Below are 19,931 nucleotides of genomic sequence, written 5' to 3' on the forward strand. Positions count from 1 at the left end.
ACTCGGTACGCCCCCTAGGGGGACTGCGACTTTCGGGTGACCCGGCTCGGGGTCGATGCTGCACCCTCCCGCCGCGGGAGGCTCAAGCACGGGTGTCCGGCCTGCGGGAACCCCCTGTGCGGCGGCGGTGCGGCCATGAAAAAGTGTGTCGTACACAGATCCAGGGGGGTTCTCCCGTGCAGGGCACCGACCAGAGCACGACAGCGGCGGCCGCGACCGCCCCGCCGATCCGCCGCGGCCCGGTGGTGGCCGCGCTGATGCTGGCGATGGCGCTGGCGGCGATGGACTCCACGATCATCTCCACCGCCGTCCCGCAGATCGTCGGCGACCTCGGCGGCTTCTCGGTGTTCTCCTGGCTGTTCTCCGGCTACCTGCTCGCGGTCACGGTGACGCTGCCGGTGTACGGCAAGCTCGCCGACACCTTCGGCCGCAAGCCGGTGCTGCTCGTCGGGATCGCGATCTTCCTGCTGGGGTCCCTGCTGTGCGCGGGTGCGTGGAACATGGCCGGCCTGATCGCCTTCCGCATCGTGCAGGGGCTCGGCGGCGGCGCCATCCAGGGCACGGTGCAGACCGTGGCCGCCGATCTGTACGGGCTGAAGGAGCGCGGGCGCATCCAGGCGGCGATCTCCACGGTGTGGGCGGTATCCGCCGTGGTCGGCCCGCTGTGCGGCGGGGTGCTGTCGGGATACGCCAGCTGGCGCTGGATCTTCCTGATCAACCTGCCCATCGGGGCGATCGCACTCCTGCTCATCTCACGCCACCTGCGCGAGTCGGTCACCCGCCGCACCCGGCACCGCGTCGACTGGCCCGGGGCGCTCGGCCTGTTCCTGTCCGGCGGGCTGCTCATCAGCGGCCTCGTCCAGGGCGGCCCGCTGCGGCCGTGGCTGCTCGGCGGCAGCGTCGTGCTCGGCGTCACGACCTTCTGGATCGAACGCCGCGCGGCCGAGCCGATCATCCCCGGCTGGGTGTGGCGGCGGCGCGCGATCGTCTCGGTCAACCTCGCGCTCGGCATGCTCGGCGTGCTGATGGTGGCGCCGACCGTCTTCCTGCCGACGTACGCGCAGACCGTGCTCGGTCTCGGGCCGATACAGGCGGGTTTCGTGCTGTCGGTGATGACCATCAGCTGGCCGCTGTCGGCCGCCCTGAGCAACCGCGTCTACCTGCGCATCGGGTTCCGCAACACCGCCGCGCTCGGCATGGCCGCCGCCGTGGTCGTCCTCGTCGCGCTGGTGATGCTCCCGTACGCCGGCCCGGCCTGGCAGCCCACGCTCGTCATGCTGCTGCTGGGTGCCGCGCTCGGCCTCTTCCAGTTGCCGCTCATCGTCGGCGTGCAGTCCACGGTGCCCTGGCGCGAGCGGGCCACCGCGACCTCGTCCATCCTCTTCTGCCGCCAGGTGGGGCAGAGCGTCGGGGCGGCGGTCTTCGGCGCCGTCGCCAACGCGACCCTCGCCTCCCGCCTGCACGGCTCCGGCACGGACCTCGACGCGGTCACCGGTGCCGCGCACCTGAGCGAGCCGGTCCGCCGGGCGGTCGCCGCCGCGGTCGACCACGTCTACGCGGGGTCGGCGCTGGCCGCCGTCCTGGCGCTGCTCGCCGTGCTCCTGGTGGCCCCGCGCCGCTTCCCGGTCCTGGAGGAGGACCCGCAGCCGCGGTGAGCCGGCCGGGGCGTTGCGGGACTACGGCTCCCCGCGCGTGTCGTCCCCGGCGGCCGGGGCGTCGCCGGTGCCCTTGGCGTCGCCGGCGTCCTCGGCCGTGGCCGGGGGCGGCACCTCGGCGCTACCGGGGTCGTCGTCCGGGGCGGGGACCTCACCGCCGGTGAGGGCGGCCAGACTGCTGCGGACATGGGCGAGGTGTTCGCGGATCTCGTCGCGGCGGACCTCGTGCTGGCGCAGTTCGCGCTCGGCGGCCAGCCGGATGCGCTCCTCGCGGACGCGGGCCTGGGCGAGCAGTTCTGCCGCGGCCGCCTCGGCGTCCTGGTCCCGGCGGCGCGCGGCCTCCTCGGTGGCCGCCAGGGCGCGGCGGGCCTCCTCGACCATGTTCTCCGCGTAGTGGGTGAGTTCGGCCAGGCGCGCGTCGAGGCCGGCCTCGCGCTCGGCGAGCTCGTGCTCCTGGGCGTCGCGGCGCTCGCGCCGCTCCTTCTCCTGCGCGGCGAAGGCGCGTTCGGTGTCCTGGCGCAGCGCGTCCAGGCGCCGCGTGGCGTCGTCGCGCAGGTGAGCGGCCTCGCGACGGGCCACGCCGAGGAGTTCGGAGGCGGTGGAGCGAGCTTCGTCGAGGGTGCCCGAGGCCTGGACGTCGGCGCTGGTGCGGCGGGCGTGCGCGGCGGCTCGGGACTCGTCCAGCAGGGTGCGCCGGGCGGCCTCGGCCGCGTCGTGCGCGGTCCGGGCCTCCTCCTCCGCGCGGTCGCGCACGGCGGCGGCCTCTTCCTCCACCAGGCGCAGCAGTTCCTGCGCGCCGCCGCCGAGGGACTCGAAGGTGGGCGGGGCGAGGCCGGCGACGACGTCCCGCAGGGCGGCGCACTCGGCGTCCATCTCGTTCGCGAGGACGGTGAGCCGCGCGGCACGCTCCCAGGCGGCGTCGCGGTCCTCGGACAGCTCCTCGAGGAAGCGGTCCACCTGGTCGGTGCGGTATCCGCGGCCGCGGACCATGGCGAAGCCGTAGGGGTATGCCGTACTCATACCCCCATATTCCTGGGTTTGCCCTATTTACACACCATGCGACACTCCGGCCGCGTGCGACCGGAGTGCAGCGGCGACTACAGCATGCCGTCCCACATCTGTTCGATCAGCACGGACCACCAGTGCTCGGGCGACGCGACGGCCGCCGGGTCGAGCGCGGCGATCTGCGCCTGGAAGTCCACCGTCCAGCGGCCCGCCTGTTCCGGCGTCAGCCCCAGCCGCCAGCGCCACATCTTGCCCAGCAGCGCCAGGCAGCGGACGAACTCCGGCAGGCTGGAGTTGACGAACTGCGGCACCGCCGTCCCACCGCCCGGCCCCGCCTCCAGCGGGACCGCGACGATGTGCGCCGTGCCGTACTGCACGCACAGCTGGCGGCCGAAGTCATTGCCCATGACCAGGTAGGAGCCGGCGTCCGGCGCCGGCTGCACGCCGCGCTCGGCGGCCAGCTCGGCCAGGGTCGGCACCGGGCGGCCCGGCTGGGCCTGCGCCCAGAAGAACGGCCCGAAGTCCACCGGCAGGCCCGACCACGTCAGCGTCTGCGCGACGATGTCCGGCACGCCCTGACGGGCGACCGCGCGCTGGTCGAAACGGAACACGCCCTGCGGCCCGAAGGACTGGGCGAGCTCGTGCCCGATCGCGTCCAGCGGGATCGCGGGGACCCGCTGGATCCGGTGCGGCTCGGGCAACGGCACCCGGTGCGGGCGGGCGGGCGCCGGGGCGCTCGCCACCTGGTGCAGCTCGCCGAGGTGCGTCAGCAGGTGCTCGACGCCGGCCCGGCGGCCGGCCCGGTCCTTGCCGTACGGGGCGGTGCTGCTGATCCGGACCTGGGGCCAGGTCTCCCGGATCATGCGGGCGCAGTAACCGCCGGGCAGGTCGCACGACTCCAGCTCGGTGTGCAGCTCCAGCACCGCCTGCGGCGGCACGCCGAGGGCGCGCAGCTCGTGCAGGATCTGCCACTCCGGGTGCGGGGTGCCCGGCGCGGAGCGGCGGATGAGCTGCTGCTCCGAACCGTCCTGCGCGCGGTAGCGGAGCACGGCCATGTAGCCCGGGCCGATCGTGGGCACGCCGGCGGCCGGCTGCGGCGGGGCGGGGGGCTGCGGATAGCCGTACCCGGCCTGCGGCTGCGGCTGCGGCTGCGCCATGGGCGCCGGAGCGGGTCCGGGCGGGGGCGGCGGAGGGCCGTCGGGGCGGGACAGCATCGTCGCGGCGTGGTGCACGTCCGGCGCCTGGGGCCCCGGCGGGGCGGGCGGCGGCTGGTTCGCGGGCAGCGCCTGCACCAGCTGGGTCGGCACATAGCCCGCGCCCGGGGTCCCGGGCACCCCGGGGCCGGGCGGCGGGGGCGGTCCGGCCTTGGAGGTCTCGGCACCGGCCAGGTCCGCCGCGCCCTGCCGCGGCGCCCCGGCGCCCGGTACTCCGGGCGGGGGCGGTGGCGCGGGGGCGTCGGGACGCGACAGCATCGTCGCGGCACGGTGCACGGCGGGCGGCGGGGGCGGAGGCGTGGCCGCGCCGCCCGGGTAGCCGTAGCCGCCGGGCGGCAGCGGGGTGCCGGTCTCCGGCACACCCGGCAGCCGCTCGGTGCTCGCCTCGGCACTGCTCCTCGGCGGCGGCGTGTGGGCGTCGTCGGAGTCGGTGATCGGCGGTGCGTAGACCGTCGCGGGCGGGGGCACGGCACGGCCCGCGTCGCCGTTGTTGGTGTCCCGCCACGCCGAGGGCGGCGGCGTCGGCGACCGGTCGTACGGCAGTGGCATCACCGGCGTCGGCGTCGGGACGAACGGGGGCGGCGGCCCGTCGAAGGGCGTGGGCGCGGGGGTGGGCGTCCCCGCGCCGGTGTCCGCCACGGTCAGGGCGTCGGACGGCGTCACGGCATCGGCCGGCGGCCGGCGGTCCGGGATGCCGAGCCGGTCGGCCGCGTCCTGCAGCCACTGGGGCGGGCTGAGCAGGAAGGAGGTCGCCTCCAGGTCCAGCCGCTTCGGCGGCTCCGGGACGGCGTCCGCGACCGCACCGGCCGCGCCCCCGTACGCCTCCTCCCAGTGGCGGATGATCTCGCCGACCGGCAGCGCCGGCCACAGCGTGGCCTCCCCGCTGTCCTTGGCGATGACCACGCGGGTCTCGCCCTCGTCGCCGATGGGGCCCCCGTCGCGGGGCTCGGACCACACCACGAAGCCCTGGCCGAACTCCCGTACCCGCACCTCGCGGACGAGGTACGCCGGGACACCGGCGTTGATCCACCGCTCGGCGCGCTCCTGCGCCTCCGCGAACGTGACCATCTGCAGCCTCACCCCTCCAACGGGACGGCGCGGGCGAAGCCGCCGTCCACCATCAGGTTCGCGACCGTGTCCAGTTCCGGCGGGTCGCCGGCGAGCGCGGCGAGGAAGGCGTCGAAGTCCTCGCCGCAGGGCAGCAGCAGCGCGGCCACCCGCTCCTCGGTGGAGGCGAAGGCACCGTCGGTGTCCCGTACGTCATCGTAGGCGCACAGCCACATCGAACCGAGGTCGGCGCCGCGCGCCTTGACCGCGAGCACCCCGCCCTGGACGTAGGAGATCGCGAGGTAGTCCTTGGTGAGGTGGTCGCGCAGGCACTTGTTGACGTAGACGAGGTCGTTGACGGCCGACTCGTCGCGCACCGTGAAGAAGGGCTGGTCGACCAGGAGTCCCAGCAGGGGCAGCAGGGCGACGCCGCGCGGGGCGCAGCCGCCGGCGGCCTTGAGGAAGCTGCGGTAGGCGCCGGGGAGCCGGTAGCCGAGCTCCTCCTCGACGTCGCGCACCTGCTGCTCGGTGACGGCCGCGGCGGCGTTCCGGCCCGTTCCCACGGCGAAGTGCGCGGGCCGGGTGTCCTGCAGCGGTCGCGTACCGCGCTTGTCGTGGTCCGCGGAGGCGGTCGTGGCGAGGCCGCCGTGGTGCCGCAGCAGCGACTTGACCTCGGCGGGGATCAGTTCCAGGCGGCGCGAGCCGGCGACATGGTGCCACGTCCAGCCGTGCGGGGTGGCGACCGGCGACAGGCTGCCCCACAGTTCGTGACCGGCGGCGTGCTGGGCGGCGTTGGCGGACACGTAGTCGGTGAGCCGCAGTTCGTCGATGCCGAAGCCGTCCGGCGGCTCGGCGATCTCGGCGGCGGCACGGGCGTAGGGCGTGAAGTCCGGGAAGCCGAGGTCGTCCACGCGGACGCCCTGCGGATGGCGGGCGCGGCGCACCGGGTCGGGGAAGTGCACGATCTGACCGGCGTAGGCCGCGTTCGGTGGCGCGGCCCGGTGCCCGAGCCGACCTGTCGTCATTGCGGATGCCCCCATGCTGGATCTGGTGTTGGGCACAGCCTAGGGGGTGGGGCGGCAGGTGCTTCGGCTGGTTCCGGTCACTGCTCGGCGGCAACGCGGCGGAGTTTCGCGTCCTGCGTGCGCACGACCGCGGCGGGCGGTCCGCCGGTGCCGCCGGACAGTTGGACGGTCACATAGGTGGCGGTGCTGCCGCCGGTGCGGACGACGGTGACGGTGGCGGCCCCGTCCGCGGGCGCGGCGGTGTCGGTCAGGACGTACGCGACCGCATCGTCCCCGGCCGTGGGCGCCTCGGCGGGACGGACGGCGAAGGCGGTGGCGCGGCCGCCGCCGTCGGTCGCCTCGAAGGTGCGGCACTTCCGCAAGGCGGAGGCGAGACCGCCCATGATCTTCCGCGCGTCGCCCGGCGCGTGCGCGGACAGCAGCAGCATGTCGAGTTCGCCGCTGCCCCCGGCCGCCTCCTTCGAGGTGAACGTCGTGGAGGCGTACGCGGTGCGCCGGTGGGCGGGCCGGGCGCTGACGGGGTCGGACAGCGGGCGGCATTCGGCGCGGCCGGCGGTGAGCACCTGATGTGGACTCATCGCGCCGGTCCCCGCGGTACCGGTCACCACATAACCGGGCACATCGGCGTTGGTGACGAGTGCGGCCCTCAACTGGGGAGCACTCAGCGGCTCGTGATCGTCCGAAGCGACGGGAACCCCCGAATCGACGACCTTCCCGCCCTTCGCGTCCGGCCCGGCGCTACTATCCGTACAACCAGTGGCCAACACCAGGACGACGAGAGCGGTGGCACATCGGACTGCGATACCCATCTCCCCACAGTGCCGTGACATCCGGCACAAAGTAAACCTCTCACCTCACAACCGACTTCCGTAACGCGCGATCAATTGGCAGTCTTGCGCAGATAAGGGGGACGTCCTCCTCGGAGGACGGATCGGAGGGCCGTAGGAACATGCTGACGAGAGGTGCCGCGGACCCGCGGCTGACCTGGGGAAGTGAGGAAGCGCCGCCACCGCCCGTGCTGCGCCACCGCCGCGACGGCATCCTGCCGGCGGTCGCCGCGGCGCTGTCGGTCAAGGACGAGGTGCTCACCTGTACCGGGAGCAAGGGCGAACAGCCGCCCGAACTGCACCCCTTGGTCCAGGACGCGCTCGACACCCTGCCCGTCGCACAGCGTGAGCGCTTCACCGGTCGGTGCCCGGAGCCCGTACTGCTGTCGCGCTGGCTCACCCAGGCCGACGCGGGGCGCAGCAAGCGCGCCGCGCGCAAGCCGCTCACCCACGCCGAGGCCCGCAAGGCGCTCAAGGGCGCGAAAGTGACGGCCCGTCACATACGTGAGGACGGCGACCCGGCGCACGGCGGCTACGCGCCGCCGTGCCGCTCCTGCCTGCCGCTGCTCGCGCACTTCGGCGTGCGGCCCTTCGATCCGGGGGCCGAGGCCGAGTGAGCGCGAGCGACGCCCTCAACGCACGGACCACCTCGACGCGCTTCCCCGTCGGCGTCGACGCCGCGCTGCGCTCCGCGGGCTGGCAGCCCGGCCAGTGGGACATCCGCCAGGCCGAGGTCTGGGCCGACACCCTGCGCGCCTACGTCTCCCCCGGCGGCCACCGGCACAGCGTCTTCCCCGCCGCGGTCGAGGCCTGGGCCGAGTTCGGCGGCCTGACCGTCCCCGCGGTCTCCGCCCCGGGCCGCCCCCAGGTCGCGCCGAGCGGGGTCCTCATCGACCCCCTCCAGGGCCTGCACCTCGCCCGCACCTGGGGCGATCTCGGCTCCGCGCTCGACACGGAGGTCGCGCCGCTCGGGGTGGAGTCCTCCGGGCAGGGACATCTCGGCGTCGATGCGCTCGGGCGCGTCTACTGCGTGGACCACACCGGGGACTACTACTTGGGCCCGACGATCGACGCTGCGCTGTGCACGCTCACGGCGGGCGTGCGCCCCCACCGCCTCACGACGTGACCCCGGGTTGCTGTGCGGGCAGGTTTTTTCCCTCCCGCCCTCCCTCCCCCAGCCTCCGGCCGGGGGTGCCCCCAACTCCCCCGCCCCTCCGTAGTTCCATGCGCATGATCCCCGGTAGGGGGTATGGCCGCGGTCCGGGCGACCCCGGTCGCCTGACTCCGCCCCTTCGGCCTGCCGCGTGAGCGCTGGCCCCTCGGACCGCACCGGTGGGGGGTGTGGGGGCGGTCCGGGTGACCGCGGTTGCCTCACTCTTGCCCCGCCCGCCTGCCGCGAGACAGCGGGCCCCCTCGGACCGCACCGGAGGGGGTGAGAAAGCGGTCCGGGGTGACCGCGGTCGCCTCACTCTTGCCCCGCGGCCTGCCGCGCGAGCGCTGGCCCCCTCGGACCGCGCTGCGCCAACGAGCGGCCCCAGGCACGGTGCCGCTTCCACCCCCCACCGGGGATCAGGCGCGACAACCTACGGAGGGGGCGGGGTCGTAGGGGTGGGCGTTCTGGACTGTGGAGCATATTTGGGTGCATGACCCGGGGTGATCAGTTGAGGGTGCCCGAGGCACCGAAATGTGCTGTCCAGAATGGCCAGCCCCGGAGGCCCCGACCCCGGCACCCCACGAAACGCGCGCCGGGGCGCCCTGACTTCACAGGGCACACGGGAGGGCGGGCGGGGAAAAAACCCCACAGCTACGCAGGCAGAAGCGCGGAGACGCGGAAGCCGCCTTCCGTCGTGGTCCCGGCGGCGAAGCCGCCTCCGAGCGCGGTGACACGCTCCCGCATGCCGATGAGCCCGTTCCCCCCACTGGGCAGCGCGATGGCCGCCGCCCCGTCGGAGGGCCCGTTCTGGACGAGGACGGCTATCTCCGCCTCGCGGTACGCCAGCCGGATGCGCGCGCGGGCGCCCGGGGCGTGCTTGTGAACGTTGGTGAGGGCTTCCTGCACCACGCGGTAGACCGTGGTCTCCACGCGCGCCGCCAGGGACCGCTCCGTCCCCTCCACCGTGAACTCCACGTGCATGCCCGCCGCCCGCGACTCCTCGACGAGCGCGTGCAGTTCCGCGAGGCAGGGCCCGGAGTCGTCGTGGACATCCGCGGGCGCGGGCGCCGGGGCGGGCTCCGCAACGGGCGCGGTCACCGCCGGCACCGCCGGCCCGGGCCCCGGGACGGTCCGCAGGACGCCGAGCATCTCGCGCAGCTCGTTGAGGGCCTGGCGTCCCATGTCGCCCAGCAGCTGCGCGCTCGCGGAGGCCTTCTCGGGGTCCTTGACGGCGATCGCCTGGAGCGCCGCCGCGTGGACGACCATGAGGCTCACCCGGTGCGCGACCACGTCGTGCATCTCGCGGGCGATACGGGTGCGCTCCTCCATGCGGGCCCGTTCGGCGCGCTCGGAGGCCTTCTCCGCCAGCAGGGACAGCTCCCGCTCCAGGCCGTCCGCCCGCTCGCGCAGCGACTCCACCAGGCGCCGCCTGGCGCCCGCGTAGAGCCCGAGGAGCACCGGCGGCGCTGTCACGCCGATCGCCGCGAGCACGGAGGTGAGGGCGACCGCCGCGAGCGGCGCGTGGTAGGTGCCGGAGCTGAGGTCGCCGTGCATCTGCAGGAAGGTGACGATCAGCGTGCCGAGCATGGTCATCCCGGAGAGCACCGCGATGATGCGCCGGGGCACGTCGGAGGCGGCCAGGGTGTAGAGGCCGACGACGCTGAGCAGGATGCCCATCTGGGCGGGCGTGATCGCGATGGACACGAGGACCACCGCCACCGGCCACCGCCTGCGCAGCACCAGCAGGGAGCCGACCAGCAGACCGAAGACGCCCGCGACGACCGGGGACACCCCGGTCTTCTCCGCGAAGGCGACGCCCTCGACGAGGCACTCCAGCGCCGAGACGGCGGCCAGCACCACGTCGAGCACCATGCTCCGCCGCCGGGCCCACCACCACGGCCCGGCGGCCCCCCGGCTCCGTCCTCCAGCTCCGTCCGGTACGTACTCCCCCGTCGTACTCATACGGCCCAGCCTAGACGCGGCGCTGTCCGCCTGGCGGTCAGCCCCGGTCGCGGGCGGGCGGCCCTTCTATCCTGGTGGCGTCGGACAGCGCGGTCCGCCTCTCCCGTCCCCTCACGACCGGACGACCCGCCGTGCGGGGCCCACGCGTTTCTTGCCGCGATCCATACCACTGCACTAGGAGCCGCACCTGTGAGCAGCGCCGACAACACCACCGAGAGCGCACCCCTGCGCGCGGACATCCGCCGCCTGGGCGACCTCCTCGGCGGGACGCTCGTACGGCAGGAAGGCCAGGAACTCCTCGACCTCGTGGAGAAGGTGCGGGCGCTGACCCGCAGCGACGGCGAGGCCGCCGCCGCCCTTCTCGGCGACACAGATCTGCAGACCGCCGCCAAACTGGTGCGCGCCTTCTCCACCTACTTCCACCTCGCCAATGTCACCGAGCAGGTGCACCGCGGCCGTGAGCTGCAGGCCCGCCGGGCCACCGACGGGGGCCTGCTGACCCGTACGGCTGACCTGCTGAAGGACGCCGATCCCGAGCACCTGCGCCAGTCCGTGCGCAACCTCAACGTGCGGCCGGTCTTCACCGCCCATCCGACCGAGGCGGCCCGCCGCAGCGTGCTGAACAAGCTGCGCCGCATCGCCGCCCTGCTGGACAAGCCGCAGGACGCCGACCGCCGCCGCACCGACGTGCGGCTGGCGGAGAACATCGACCTGCTGTGGCAGACCGACGAGCTGCGCGTGGTGCGTCCCGAGCCCGCGGACGAGGCGCGCAACGCCATCTACTACCTGGACGAGCTGCACGCCCGCGCCGTGGGCGACGTCCTGGAGGACCTGGCCGCCGAGCTGGAGCGGGTGGGTGTGCCGCTGCCGCCGGAGACCCGCCCGCTGACCTTCGGCACCTGGATCGGCGGCGACCGGGACGGCAACCCGAACGTCACACCGCAGGTCACCTGGGACGTGCTGATCCTGCAGCACGAGCACGGCATCACCGACGCCCTGGAGATGGTCGACGACCTGCGGGCGATGCTGTCGAACTCCATCCGCAACTCCGGCGCCAGCCCGGAGCTGCTCGCCGACCTGGAGCAGGACCTCAGCCGGCTCCCGGGGATCAGCCCGCGCTACAAGCGGCTGAACGCGGAGGAGCCGTACCGGCTCAAGGCCACCTGCATCCGGCAGAAGCTGCTCAACACGCGCGAGCGGCTGGCCACCGGCACCCCGCACGTCCCCGGCAGGGACTACCTGGGCACCGGCGGGCTCCTGGCCGACCTGCGCCTGATCCAGGACTCGCTGCGCGCCAACCGCGGCGAGCTGATCGCCGACGGCCGCCTGGACCGCACGATCCGCACGCTGTCGGCCTTCGGTCTGCAGCTGGCCACGATGGACGTCCGTGAGCACGCGGACGCCCACCACCACGCCCTCGGCCAGCTCTTCGACCGCCTCGGCGAGGAGTCCTGGCGGTACGCGGACATGCCGCGCGAGTACCGCCGCAAGCTGCTCGCCAAGGAACTGCGCTCGCGCCGCCCGCTGGCGCCCACCCCGGCGCCGCTGGACGCGGCCGGCGCGAAGACGCTGGGTGTCTTCCACACCATCGCCGAGGCCTTCGAGCGCTTCGGGCCGGAGGTCGTGGAGTCGTACATCATCTCGATGTGCCTCGGCTCCGACGACGTCTTCGCGGCGGCGGTGCTGGCGCGCGAGGCCGGGCTGATCGACCTGCACGGGGATGTCGCCAGGATCGGCATCGTGCCGCTGCTGGAGACCACCGACGAGCTGAAGGTCGCCGACAGGCTGCTCGACGAGATGCTCTCCGACCCCTCCTACCGCAAGCTCGTGTCGCTGCGCGGGGACGTGCAGGAGGTGATGCTCGGCTACAGCGACAGCTCCAAGTTCGGCGGCATCACCACCTCGCAGTGGGAGATCCACCGCGCGCAGCGGCGGCTGCGCGACGTGGCGCACCGGCACGGGGTGCGGCTGCGGCTGTTCCACGGCCGCGGCGGCACGGTGGGCCGGGGCGGCGGCCCCACCCACGACGCGATCCTGGCGCAGCCCTGGGGCACGCTGGAGGGCGAGATCAAGGTGACGGAGCAGGGCGAGGTCATCTCGGACAAGTACCTGATCCCGTCGCTGGCCCGGGAGAACCTGGAACTGACGGTGGCGGCCACGCTGCAGGCCTCGGCCCTGCACACCGCCCCGCGCCAGTCCGACGAGGCGCTGGCCCGCTGGGACGCCGCCATGGACGTGGTCTCCGACGCCGCGCACGCCACATACCGGCGGCTGGTGGAGGACCCGGACCTGCCGGCGTACTTCTTCGCCTCCACGCCGGTCGACCAGCTCGCCGAGCTGCACCTGGGGTCCCGTCCCTCCCGCCGCCCGGACAGCGGCGCGGGTCTGGACGGGCTGCGGGCGATCCCGTGGGTGTTCGGCTGGACGCAGTCGCGGCAGATCGTGCCCGGCTGGTTCGGCGTCGGCTCGGGGCTGAAGGCCGCGCGCGAGGCGGGCCGGGAGGCGGACATCGCCGAGGCGTACGAGCAGTGGCACTTCTTCCGCAACTTCCTGTCCAACGTCGAGATGACGCTGGCCAAGACGGACCTGCGGATCGCCCGGCACTACGTGGACACCCTGGTGCCGGAGGAGCTGAAGCACGTCTTCGACACCATCCGGGCGGAGCACGAGCTGACGGTCGCCGAGGTGCTGCGGATCACCGGCGAGGCGGAGCTGCTGGACGCGCAGCCGGCGCTGCGGCAGACCTTCCACATCCGCGACGCCTACCTGGACCCGATCTCCTACCTCCAGGTCGCCCTGCTGCACCGGCAGCGGGAGGCCGCCGCCCGCGGGGAGGAGCCCGACCCGCTGCTCGCCCGCGCGCTGCTGCTGACCGTCAACGGCGTGGCGGCCGGCCTGCGCAACACCGGCTGATCGCGCCGGCACGGCACGGCGAAGGCGCCGCACCCCACTCGGGTGCGGCGCCTTCGCCGTACAGGTCGGGGCGGCGCTCAGTTCTTGCGGTGGCCGATCAGCCGGGGTCTGGGCTCCAGGCCCGACAGCCCGTTCCAGGAGAGGTTGACCAGGTGCGCGGCGACGTCGGCCTTCTTCGGCTTCTGGGCGTCCAGCCACCACTGGCCGGTGAGCGCGACCATGCCGACCAGGGCCTGCGCGTACATCGGGGCGAGCTTGGGGTCGAAGCCGCGCTGCTTGAACTCCATGCCGAGGATGTCCTCCACCTGGGTGGCGATGTCGCTGATCAGTGAGGCGAAGGTGCCTGTCGACTGCGCGACCGGGGAGTCCCGTACGAGGATCCGGAAGCCGTCGGTGAACTGCTCGATGTAGTCCAGGAGCGCGAAGGCGGCCTGTTCCAGCAGTTCGCGCGGATGACCGCCGGTGAGCGCCCCGGTGACCATGTCCAGCAGCTGGCGCATCTCGCGGTCCACGACGACGGCGTAGAGGCCTTCCTTGCCGCCGAAGTGCTCGTACACCACGGGCTTGGAGACGCCCGCCTTGTGCGCGATCTCCTCGACCGAGGTGCCCTCGTAGCCGCGCTCGGCGAAGAGCGTGCGCCCCACGTCGAGGAGCTGCTCGCGGCGCTCCTTGCCGGTCATGCGCACCCTGCGGGCACGCCGGGACGACGTGCCCTCGCTCCCTCTGCTGCTACTGCTGCCGTCGCTCACCCGTCAATCATGCCGCTTCGCTGACGCTTTCCTTACGGCGGGCCGCGATACGGTCAGCGGTCGGCCAGCGCACGTCCGTGGCCCAGCCGAGCATCTCGAACCAGCGGATGATCCGGGCGCTGGAGTCGATCTGGCCGCGCAGCACACCGTGCCGGGCGCTGGTCGGATCGGCGTGGTGGAGGTTGTGCCAGGACTCGCCGCAGGACAGGACGGCCAGCCACCAGACGTTGCCGGACTTGTCGCGGGAGCGGAAGGGGCGCTTGCCGACCGCGTGGCAGATCGAGTTGATCGACCACGTGACGTGGTGCAGCAGCGCGACGCGCACCAGGGAGCCCCAGAAGAAGGCGGTGGCGGCGCCGGTCCAGGACATGGTGGCCAGACCGCCGACGAGCGGCGGCAGCGCCAGCGAGACCGTCGTCCAGAGCCAGAAGTCGCGGCTGACCCGCCGGATCGCCGGGTCCTTGATCAGGTCCGGGGCGTACTTCTGCTGCGGGGTCTGCTCCTCGTCGAAGAGCCAGCCCATGTGCGCCCACCACAGGCCCTTCAGCAGGGCGGGCAGGGTCTCCCCGTAGCGCCAGGGGCTGTGCGGGTCGCCCTCGGCGTCGGAGTACCGGTGGTGCTTGCGGTGGTCGGCGACCCAGCGCACGACCGGCCCCTCGACGGCCATGGAGCCCGCGATCGCCAGGGCGATCTTGAGCGGCCGGTTGGCCTTGAACGATCCGTGGGTGAAGTGGCGGTGGAAGCCGATGGTGATGCCGTGGCAGCCCAGGAAGTACATCCCGACCATCAGGCCGAGGTCGAGCCAGCTCAGGCCCCAGCCCCACGCGAACGGGATCGCCGCGACGAGCGCGAGGAAGGGGACGGCGATGAAGAGCCCGAGGGTGATCTGTTCAAGTGACTGCTTCCGGTCCGCGCCGAGGGTGGCGCGCGGAAGCGACGTGCCGTCGCCGGGCCCGGGTTCCGGGGACTCGGTGATCACGTCGGTCTGTGTGGTCATGGGGGTCCCTCACGATGTCGGGGAGCTACGCAACCGTAACCTACGGTGCCGTAATTCCGGCAACTCCAAGTGACAGGCGAACCGGGCGCGCGTGTCGACCCGGAATACGGCTCTTGACACGTGTACCCACGATCGGGGAAAGAGAAGTGCCGATCTTTGTCGTCGCATTGGGGGGCCTCGGTGCGGCATAGTGGGGGAGGCCGAACGGGCACCCCGGCAGGGGCGTCCGGTACGACGGCTTGTGCCATCCGCTGTGGTGTAACGGCAGCACTGAGGGTTTTGGTCCCTTAAGTCCGGGTTCGAATCCTGGCAGCGGAGCGCCTACCCGGGGTCACGTCGGCTTCCGTGCCCCTGGTCCGTTACGCCCCGGTATCCTGCGGGTGAATGTCACCCCACGCCGAGGAGCCCCTTCCGTGAGCGCCCACCGCCCGGCTGCTGTCATCGTCCTTGCCGCGGGTGAGGGCACCCGCATGAAGTCGGCAACCCCCAAAGTCCTGCACGCGATCAGTGGCCGTTCCCTGGTGGGGCATGTCGTCGCCGCCGCGCGCGCCCTGGACCCCGAGCACCTGCTCGTCGTGGTCGGCCACGCCCGCGACCAGGTGACCGCGCACCTCGGCGAGATCGACCCGTCGATCCGCACCGCGGTCCAGCACGAGCAGAACGGCACCGGCCACGCGGTCCGCGTCGGGCTCGCGGAACTCCCCGAGCTCAGCGGCACGGTGGTGATCGCCGCCGGCGACACCCCGCTGCTCACCCCCGACACGCTGCGCACCCTGATCGCCGCGCACGCCGCCGACGCCAACGCGGTGACCGTGCTCACCGCAGAGGTCCCCGACCCGACGGGCTACGGCCGCATCGTGCGCGGCGACGACGGCTCGGTGCTGGCGATCGTGGAGCAGAAGGACGCCACCGTCGAGCAGCGCGCCATCTGCGAGATCAACTCCGGGGTGTTCGCGTTCGACGCGGCGCTGCTGGCGGACGCGCTGGCCAAGGTGACCACCGACAACGCCCAGGGCGAGGAGTACCTGACCGACACCCTGGGCATCCTGCGCGAGGCCGGTCACCGCGTCGGCGCCTCCGTGGCCGCCGACCACCGCGAGATCGCCGGCATCAACAACCGCGTTCAGCTCGCCGAGGCCCGCCGGCTGCTCAACGACCGCCTGCTGGAACGGGCGATGCTCGAAGGCGCGACGATCATGGACCCGGCCTCCACGTGGGTGGACGTCACCGTGGAGTTCGAGCCCGACACGGTCGTGCTGCCGAACACCCAGCTGTACGGCGCCACCCGGCTCGCCGCCGGCGCCGAGGTGGGCCCCAACTGCACCCTGACCGACACCGTCGTGGGCCCCGGCGCCCGCGTGGTCAACGCGGTCTGCGACGGCGCCGAGATCGGCGAGGCGGCCGGCGTGGGCCCGTACGCCTACCTGCGCCCGGGTACCCGGCTCGGCCCGAAGTCCAAGGCCGGCACGTACGTGGAGATGAAGAACGCCACGATCGGCGAGGGCACCAAGGTGCCGCACCTGTCGTACGTCGGCGACGCGACCATCGGCGAGTACACCAACATCGGCGCGGCCAGCGTCTTCGTCAACTACGACGGACAGCACAAGCACCACACCAGCATCGGCTCCCATTGCCGCACCGGCTCGGACAACATGTTCGTGGCTCCCGTCACAGTCGGGGACGGCGCCTACACCGCCGCGGGCTCGGTCATCACCAAGGACGTGCCCGCCGGTTCGCTCGCCGTCGCGCGCGGCCAGCAGCGCAACATCGAGGGCTGGGTGGCCCGGAAGCGTCCGGGAAGCGCCGCGGCGCACGCCGCCGAACGCGCCCAGCAGGACGACCAGGACGCCTGACCGGACCCGCGGCGAACCGGAAGAGGCCATTCTCACGTGCGCGGGTGCTCCCAGCAGCGCGTACCGTGTGAGGTGCACACAATTCCGCCGGCTAGCCGACCGTGGGCGAAGCTGCGTTGAACACCAAGGAGACGGTGCAGTGACCGGGATCAAGACGACCGGTGAGAAGAAGCTGATGCTCTTCTCCGGCCGCGCACACCCCGAACTCGCGGAGGAGGTGGCACGCGAGCTGGGCGTCTCCCTTGTGCCGACCAAGGCCTTCGACTTCGCGAACGGTGAGATCTACGTCCGTTTCGAGGAGTCGGCACGCGGCTCGGACGCCTTCGTCATCCAGAGCCACACCGCGCCCATCAACAAGTGGATCATGGAGCAGCTGATCATGATCGACGCGCTGAAGCGGGCCTCCGCCAAGCGCATCACCGTGGTCGTGCCCTTCTACGGCTATGCCCGGCAGGACAAGAAGCACCGCGGCCGCGAGCCCATCTCGGCGCGGCTCATCGCCGATGTGCTCAAGACCGCGGGTGCCGACCGCATCCTCACGGTCGACCTGCACACCGACCAGATCCAGGGCTTCTTCGACGGACCGGTGGACCACCTGTTCGCGCTGCCGCTGCTGGCCGACTACGTGGGCGCCAAGGTCGACCGCTCCAAGCTGACCGTGGTCTCCCCCGACGCCGGCCGCGTCCGGGTGGCCGACCGCTGGTGCGACCGGCTCGGCGCGCCGCTGGCGATCGTCCACAAGCGGCGCGACCCGGACGTCGCCAACCAGGTCACCGTGCACGAGGTCGTCGGTGACGTGCGCGGCCGCATCTGCGTCCTGGTGGACGACATGATCGACACCGGTGGCACCATCTGCGCCGCGGCGGACGCCCTGTTCGCCAACGGCGCGGAGGACGTCATCGTGACCGCCACGCACGGTGTGCTCTCCGGCCCGGCCGCGGACCGGCTGAAGAACTCCAAGGTGAGCGAGTTCGTCTTCACCGACACGCTGCCCACGCCGGGCGAGCTGGAGCTGGACAAGATCACGGTGCTGTCCATCGCTCCGACCATCGCCAACGCGGTCCGCGAGGTCTTCGAGGACGGGTCCGTGACGAGCCTCTTCGAGGACTCGCACTGATCACGCGCTGATCGATTTCCGGGGCGGCCTCCCCGCCGGGTAGACTCACCGAGTTGCTCGGCGAGGGAGGCCGTTGCCGTTTGGGCGGCGGACTCCGTTATCGACGCGCTCCTCGTAAGTGGAACGGCCCGTCGTGGGCTGGGCGACCAGACAGAAGTCCCGTCGTCACTACGAGGAGTGTGATTCCCATGTCCGAGGTGAAGATCGCCGCCCAGCTGCGCACCGAGTTCGGCAAGGGCGCTGCCCGCCGCATCCGCCGCGCGCACCAGGTTCCCGGTGTCATCTACGGCCACGGCCAGGAGCCCAAGCACGTCTCCATGCCGGGTCACGAGCTGCTGCTCGCCCTGCGCACCCCGAACGTCCTGATCAGCCTGGACATCGAGGGTGACGGCAAGGAGCTCGTCATCCCCAAGGCCGTCTCCCGCGACCCGCTGAAGGGCTTCCTGGAGCACGTCGACCTGCTCGCGGTCAAGCGCGGCGAGAAGGTCACCGTCGAGATCGTGGTCAGCACCGAGGGCGAGCTCGCCCCCGGCGGCAACCTCCTGGAGCACGTGCTCAACGCGCTGCCGGTCGAGGCCGAGGCCACCCACATCCCCGACGGCGTCACCGTCTCCGTCGAGGGCCTGGAGGCCGGTACCTCCATCCTCGCCAAGGACATCCCGCTCCCCAAGGGCACCACCCTGGCCGTGGACGAGGACACCGTCGTCCTGCAGGTCGTCGCCGCCCAGGCCGAGGCCGCCGCCGAGGGTGAGGGCGAGGAGGGCGAGGGCGCCGAGGGCGCCGAGGCCGCCGCCGAGTAATCAGCGGCACGCAGCACGCTTCTCACGACCGCCGTCCCGCTCCGTCAGGAGCGGGACGGCGGTCCTGTTGAATGGACGCCATGAGCATGAGCGCAGCGGATAGCGCCCCCGAGGGGCCCTGGCTGGTGGCCGGACTGGGCAACCCCGGACCGGAGTACGCCGGCAACCGGCACAACATCGGCTTCATGGTGGCCGATCTGCTCGCCGACCGGATCGGCGGGCGCTTCAAGACCCACAAGAGCCGCTCGCAGGTGGTGGAGGGGCGCATCAGCGGTCACCGGGTGGTCCTGGCCAAGCCGATGACGTTCATGAACCTCTCGGGTGGACCGGTGACCGCGCTGCGCGACTTCTACAAGGTGCCGCTCGGCAACATCATCGCCGTCCACGACGAACTGGACATCGACTACGCGACGCTGCGGCTCAAGAAGGGCGGCGGCGACAACGGCCACAACGGCCTGAAGTCGATCACCAAGTCGCTCGGCCCGGACTACCTGCGGGTGCGCTGCGGCATCGGGCGCCCGCCGGGACGGATGCAGGTGGCGGACTTCGTGCTCAAGGACTTCTCCGGCACGGAGCGCAAGGAGCTGGACTGGTTCGTGGACCGGGCGGCCGACGCCGTGGAGGCACTGGTCTGCGAGGGCCTGGAACGGGCGCAGGGCACCTACAACAGCTGACCTGCCTGCGAAGTTGACCGAGTGGCAGGCAATGGCCAAGGATCGCCCGCATGGCCAAACGGAGTCTTGCCCGCCGCACCGCAGAGAGCACGTGGGGTCTGGTGCTGGTCGCCCGGATCGTGGTGCTGAGCGCGCTCGTCCTGGTGATCCTGGCAGCCGGGGTGTGGACCTCGTGGAAGACCGCCCAGCACGCGATGCTCACCAAGGGGCGCGAGCGGGGCACCATGACGGTCTCCGCCTGCGCCGCCGACACCTGCACGGGACCCTTCGTGCCGACCGGGCTCGGCTCCATCCGGGCGAAGGTGACGATCGACAAGGCGGTCACGCACCGTGTCGGCGAGCGGATCCCCGTCGCCGTCGAGCCCGGCACGGACACGGTGGTGCGGATTGGCACGGCGGGCGTGCTGCACACCTGGATCCCGTTCGGGGGCGCGCTGTTGCTGGCGGCACTCGTGCTGGCGGGCGGTCTGCGGTGGACCCGCACCGCCTGGGTGGCCGGGATCGCCGGGGCGGCGCTGCTGGGGGCGGCGTTCCTCACGCTGTAGGCCCGCCGCCCCCGGCGCTCCGGCCCGCTCAGGCCCCCTCGGGCTCCAGGAACTCCAGGCGGTTGCCGACCGGGTCCTCGGAGTAGAAGCGGTGGTGGCCCGGCAGGTCGTGATCCCAGACGACCGTCGCGCCCCGGGACTCCAGCGTCTCGGCGTAGGCGCGGATGCCGCGCACCCGCAGGCCCGGGTGGGCCTTGCGCGCGGGGCGGAAGTCCTCCTCCACCCCGATGTGGATCTGCGCGGCGCCGGAGGTGAACCAGCATCCGCCGCGGGCGGCCAGTACGGGCGGCTTGGGCACCTCGGTCATACCGAGCACGCCGGCGTAGTAGGCGCGCAGCCGTTCCTCGCAACCGGGCGGCGCGACGAGCTGGACGTGGTCGAGCGCGGCTATCACG

17 protein-coding genes and 1 tRNA gene are annotated in these 19,931 nt (G+C 72.8%); 10 read left to right on the forward strand and 8 right to left on the reverse strand.

Features of this window, described 5'->3' with window-relative positions; genetic code table 11:
- Positions 1-176: 176 nt before the first annotated feature.
- Entirely contained in the window at positions 177-1,655 is a 1,479-nt protein-coding gene (locus PV364_RS21165) for an MFS transporter (protein ID WP_319661696.1), read from the forward strand.
- 21 nt (positions 1,656-1,676) lie between these two features.
- On the opposite strand, the gene PV364_RS21170 is transcribed toward PV364_RS21165, so the two are convergent.
- The 4 genes from PV364_RS21170 to PV364_RS21185 all read right to left on the reverse strand — a co-directional run bounded on the left by PV364_RS21170 (position 1,677) and on the right by PV364_RS21185 (position 6,596).
- Positions 1,677-2,675 (reverse strand): DivIVA domain-containing protein, encoded by a 999-nt coding sequence (locus PV364_RS21170; protein WP_319661697.1) that lies wholly within the window; start codon positions 2,673-2,675, stop codon positions 1,677-1,679.
- Between the two features lie 77 nt (positions 2,676-2,752).
- Positions 2,753-4,942 carry an SUKH-4 family immunity protein gene (locus PV364_RS21175; RefSeq protein WP_319661811.1) on the reverse strand — a complete coding sequence of 730 codons (2,190 nt, stop codon included), beginning with the start codon at positions 4,940-4,942 and terminating at the stop codon, positions 2,753-2,755.
- Between the two features lie 8 nt (positions 4,943-4,950).
- The gene (locus PV364_RS21180; RefSeq protein WP_319661698.1) at positions 4,951-5,946 is read right to left on the reverse strand and encodes an HNH endonuclease; all 996 of its coding nucleotides are present in this window, start codon (positions 5,944-5,946) and stop codon (positions 4,951-4,953) included.
- A 77-nt stretch (positions 5,947-6,023) separates the two neighbouring features.
- Entirely contained in the window at positions 6,024-6,596 is a 573-nt protein-coding gene (locus PV364_RS21185; protein ID WP_319661699.1) for a hypothetical protein, read from the reverse strand.
- Positions 6,597-6,895: 299 nt separating this feature from the next.
- On the opposite strand from PV364_RS21185, the gene PV364_RS21190 reads away from it, so the two are divergent.
- Together PV364_RS21190 and PV364_RS21195 are read left to right on the forward strand one after the other, a co-directional pair.
- Positions 6,896-7,390, forward strand: a complete 495-nt coding sequence (locus tag PV364_RS21190; RefSeq protein WP_319661700.1) for a YwqJ-related putative deaminase — start codon at positions 6,896-6,898, stop codon at positions 7,388-7,390.
- Entirely contained in the window at positions 7,387-7,899 is a 513-nt protein-coding gene (locus PV364_RS21195) for an SUKH-3 domain-containing protein (RefSeq protein ID WP_319661701.1), read from the forward strand. The genes PV364_RS21190 and PV364_RS21195 overlap by 4 nt, the downstream gene beginning before the upstream one ends.
- Before the next feature lie 678 nt (positions 7,900-8,577).
- Here the strand turns inward: PV364_RS21195 and PV364_RS21200 are convergent.
- The gene (locus PV364_RS21200) at positions 8,578-9,888 is read right to left on the reverse strand and encodes a sensor histidine kinase (protein WP_319661703.1); all 1,311 of its coding nucleotides are present in this window, start codon (positions 9,886-9,888) and stop codon (positions 8,578-8,580) included.
- Between the two features lie 189 nt (positions 9,889-10,077).
- Here PV364_RS21200 and ppc point away from each other — a divergent pair, with 189 nt between their 5' ends.
- Positions 10,078-12,801 (forward strand): phosphoenolpyruvate carboxylase, encoded by a 2,724-nt coding sequence (ppc, locus tag PV364_RS21205; protein ID WP_319661704.1) that lies wholly within the window; start codon positions 10,078-10,080, stop codon positions 12,799-12,801.
- A 77-nt stretch (positions 12,802-12,878) separates the two neighbouring features.
- Here the strand turns inward: ppc and PV364_RS21210 are convergent, their stop codons facing one another.
- Both PV364_RS21210 and PV364_RS21215 read right to left on the reverse strand, forming a co-directional pair.
- Positions 12,879-13,481: a TetR/AcrR family transcriptional regulator gene (locus tag PV364_RS21210; protein WP_319661813.1), complete on the reverse strand. Its 603-nt coding sequence runs from the start codon at positions 13,479-13,481 to the stop codon at positions 12,879-12,881.
- A 76-nt stretch (positions 13,482-13,557) separates the two neighbouring features.
- Positions 13,558-14,547, reverse strand: a complete 990-nt coding sequence (locus PV364_RS21215; RefSeq protein ID WP_319661705.1) for an acyl-CoA desaturase — start codon at positions 14,545-14,547, stop codon at positions 13,558-13,560.
- A 247-nt stretch (positions 14,548-14,794) separates the two neighbouring features.
- On the opposite strand from PV364_RS21215, the gene PV364_RS21220 reads away from it, so the two are divergent.
- The 6 genes from PV364_RS21220 (at position 14,795) to PV364_RS21245 (ending at position 19,536) form a co-directional block, all read left to right on the forward strand.
- A tRNA-Gln gene (locus PV364_RS21220) sits at positions 14,795-14,865 on the forward strand.
- Positions 14,866-14,960: 95 nt separating this feature from the next.
- On the forward strand, positions 14,961-16,400 hold the full coding sequence (glmU, locus tag PV364_RS21225) for a bifunctional UDP-N-acetylglucosamine diphosphorylase/glucosamine-1-phosphate N-acetyltransferase GlmU (RefSeq protein WP_319661706.1): 1,440 nt from the start codon (positions 14,961-14,963) through the stop codon (positions 16,398-16,400).
- Positions 16,401-16,539: 139 nt separating this feature from the next.
- Positions 16,540-17,517, forward strand: a complete 978-nt coding sequence (locus tag PV364_RS21230) for a ribose-phosphate diphosphokinase (RefSeq protein WP_319661707.1) — start codon at positions 16,540-16,542, stop codon at positions 17,515-17,517.
- Positions 17,518-17,705: 188 nt separating this feature from the next.
- Positions 17,706-18,317: a 50S ribosomal protein L25/general stress protein Ctc gene (locus PV364_RS21235; RefSeq protein WP_319661708.1), complete on the forward strand. Its 612-nt coding sequence runs from the start codon at positions 17,706-17,708 to the stop codon at positions 18,315-18,317.
- A gap of 86 nt (positions 18,318-18,403) precedes the next feature.
- The gene (gene pth, locus PV364_RS21240; protein WP_319661709.1) at positions 18,404-18,991 is read left to right on the forward strand and encodes an aminoacyl-tRNA hydrolase; all 588 of its coding nucleotides are present in this window, start codon (positions 18,404-18,406) and stop codon (positions 18,989-18,991) included.
- A gap of 50 nt (positions 18,992-19,041) precedes the next feature.
- Positions 19,042-19,536: a hypothetical protein gene (locus PV364_RS21245; RefSeq protein WP_319661710.1), complete on the forward strand. Its 495-nt coding sequence runs from the start codon at positions 19,042-19,044 to the stop codon at positions 19,534-19,536.
- A gap of 28 nt (positions 19,537-19,564) precedes the next feature.
- Here the strand turns inward: PV364_RS21245 and PV364_RS21250 are convergent, their stop codons facing one another.
- Positions 19,565-19,930, reverse strand: coding sequence for a VOC family protein (locus PV364_RS21250; protein WP_319661711.1), 366 nt, complete (start codon positions 19,928-19,930; stop codon positions 19,565-19,567).
- Position 19,931 lies beyond the last annotated feature (1 nt).

It is taken from the genome of Streptomyces sp. MI02-7b (assembly GCF_033793585.1).
Classification (GTDB): Bacteria; Actinomycetota; Actinomycetes; order Streptomycetales; family Streptomycetaceae; genus Actinacidiphila.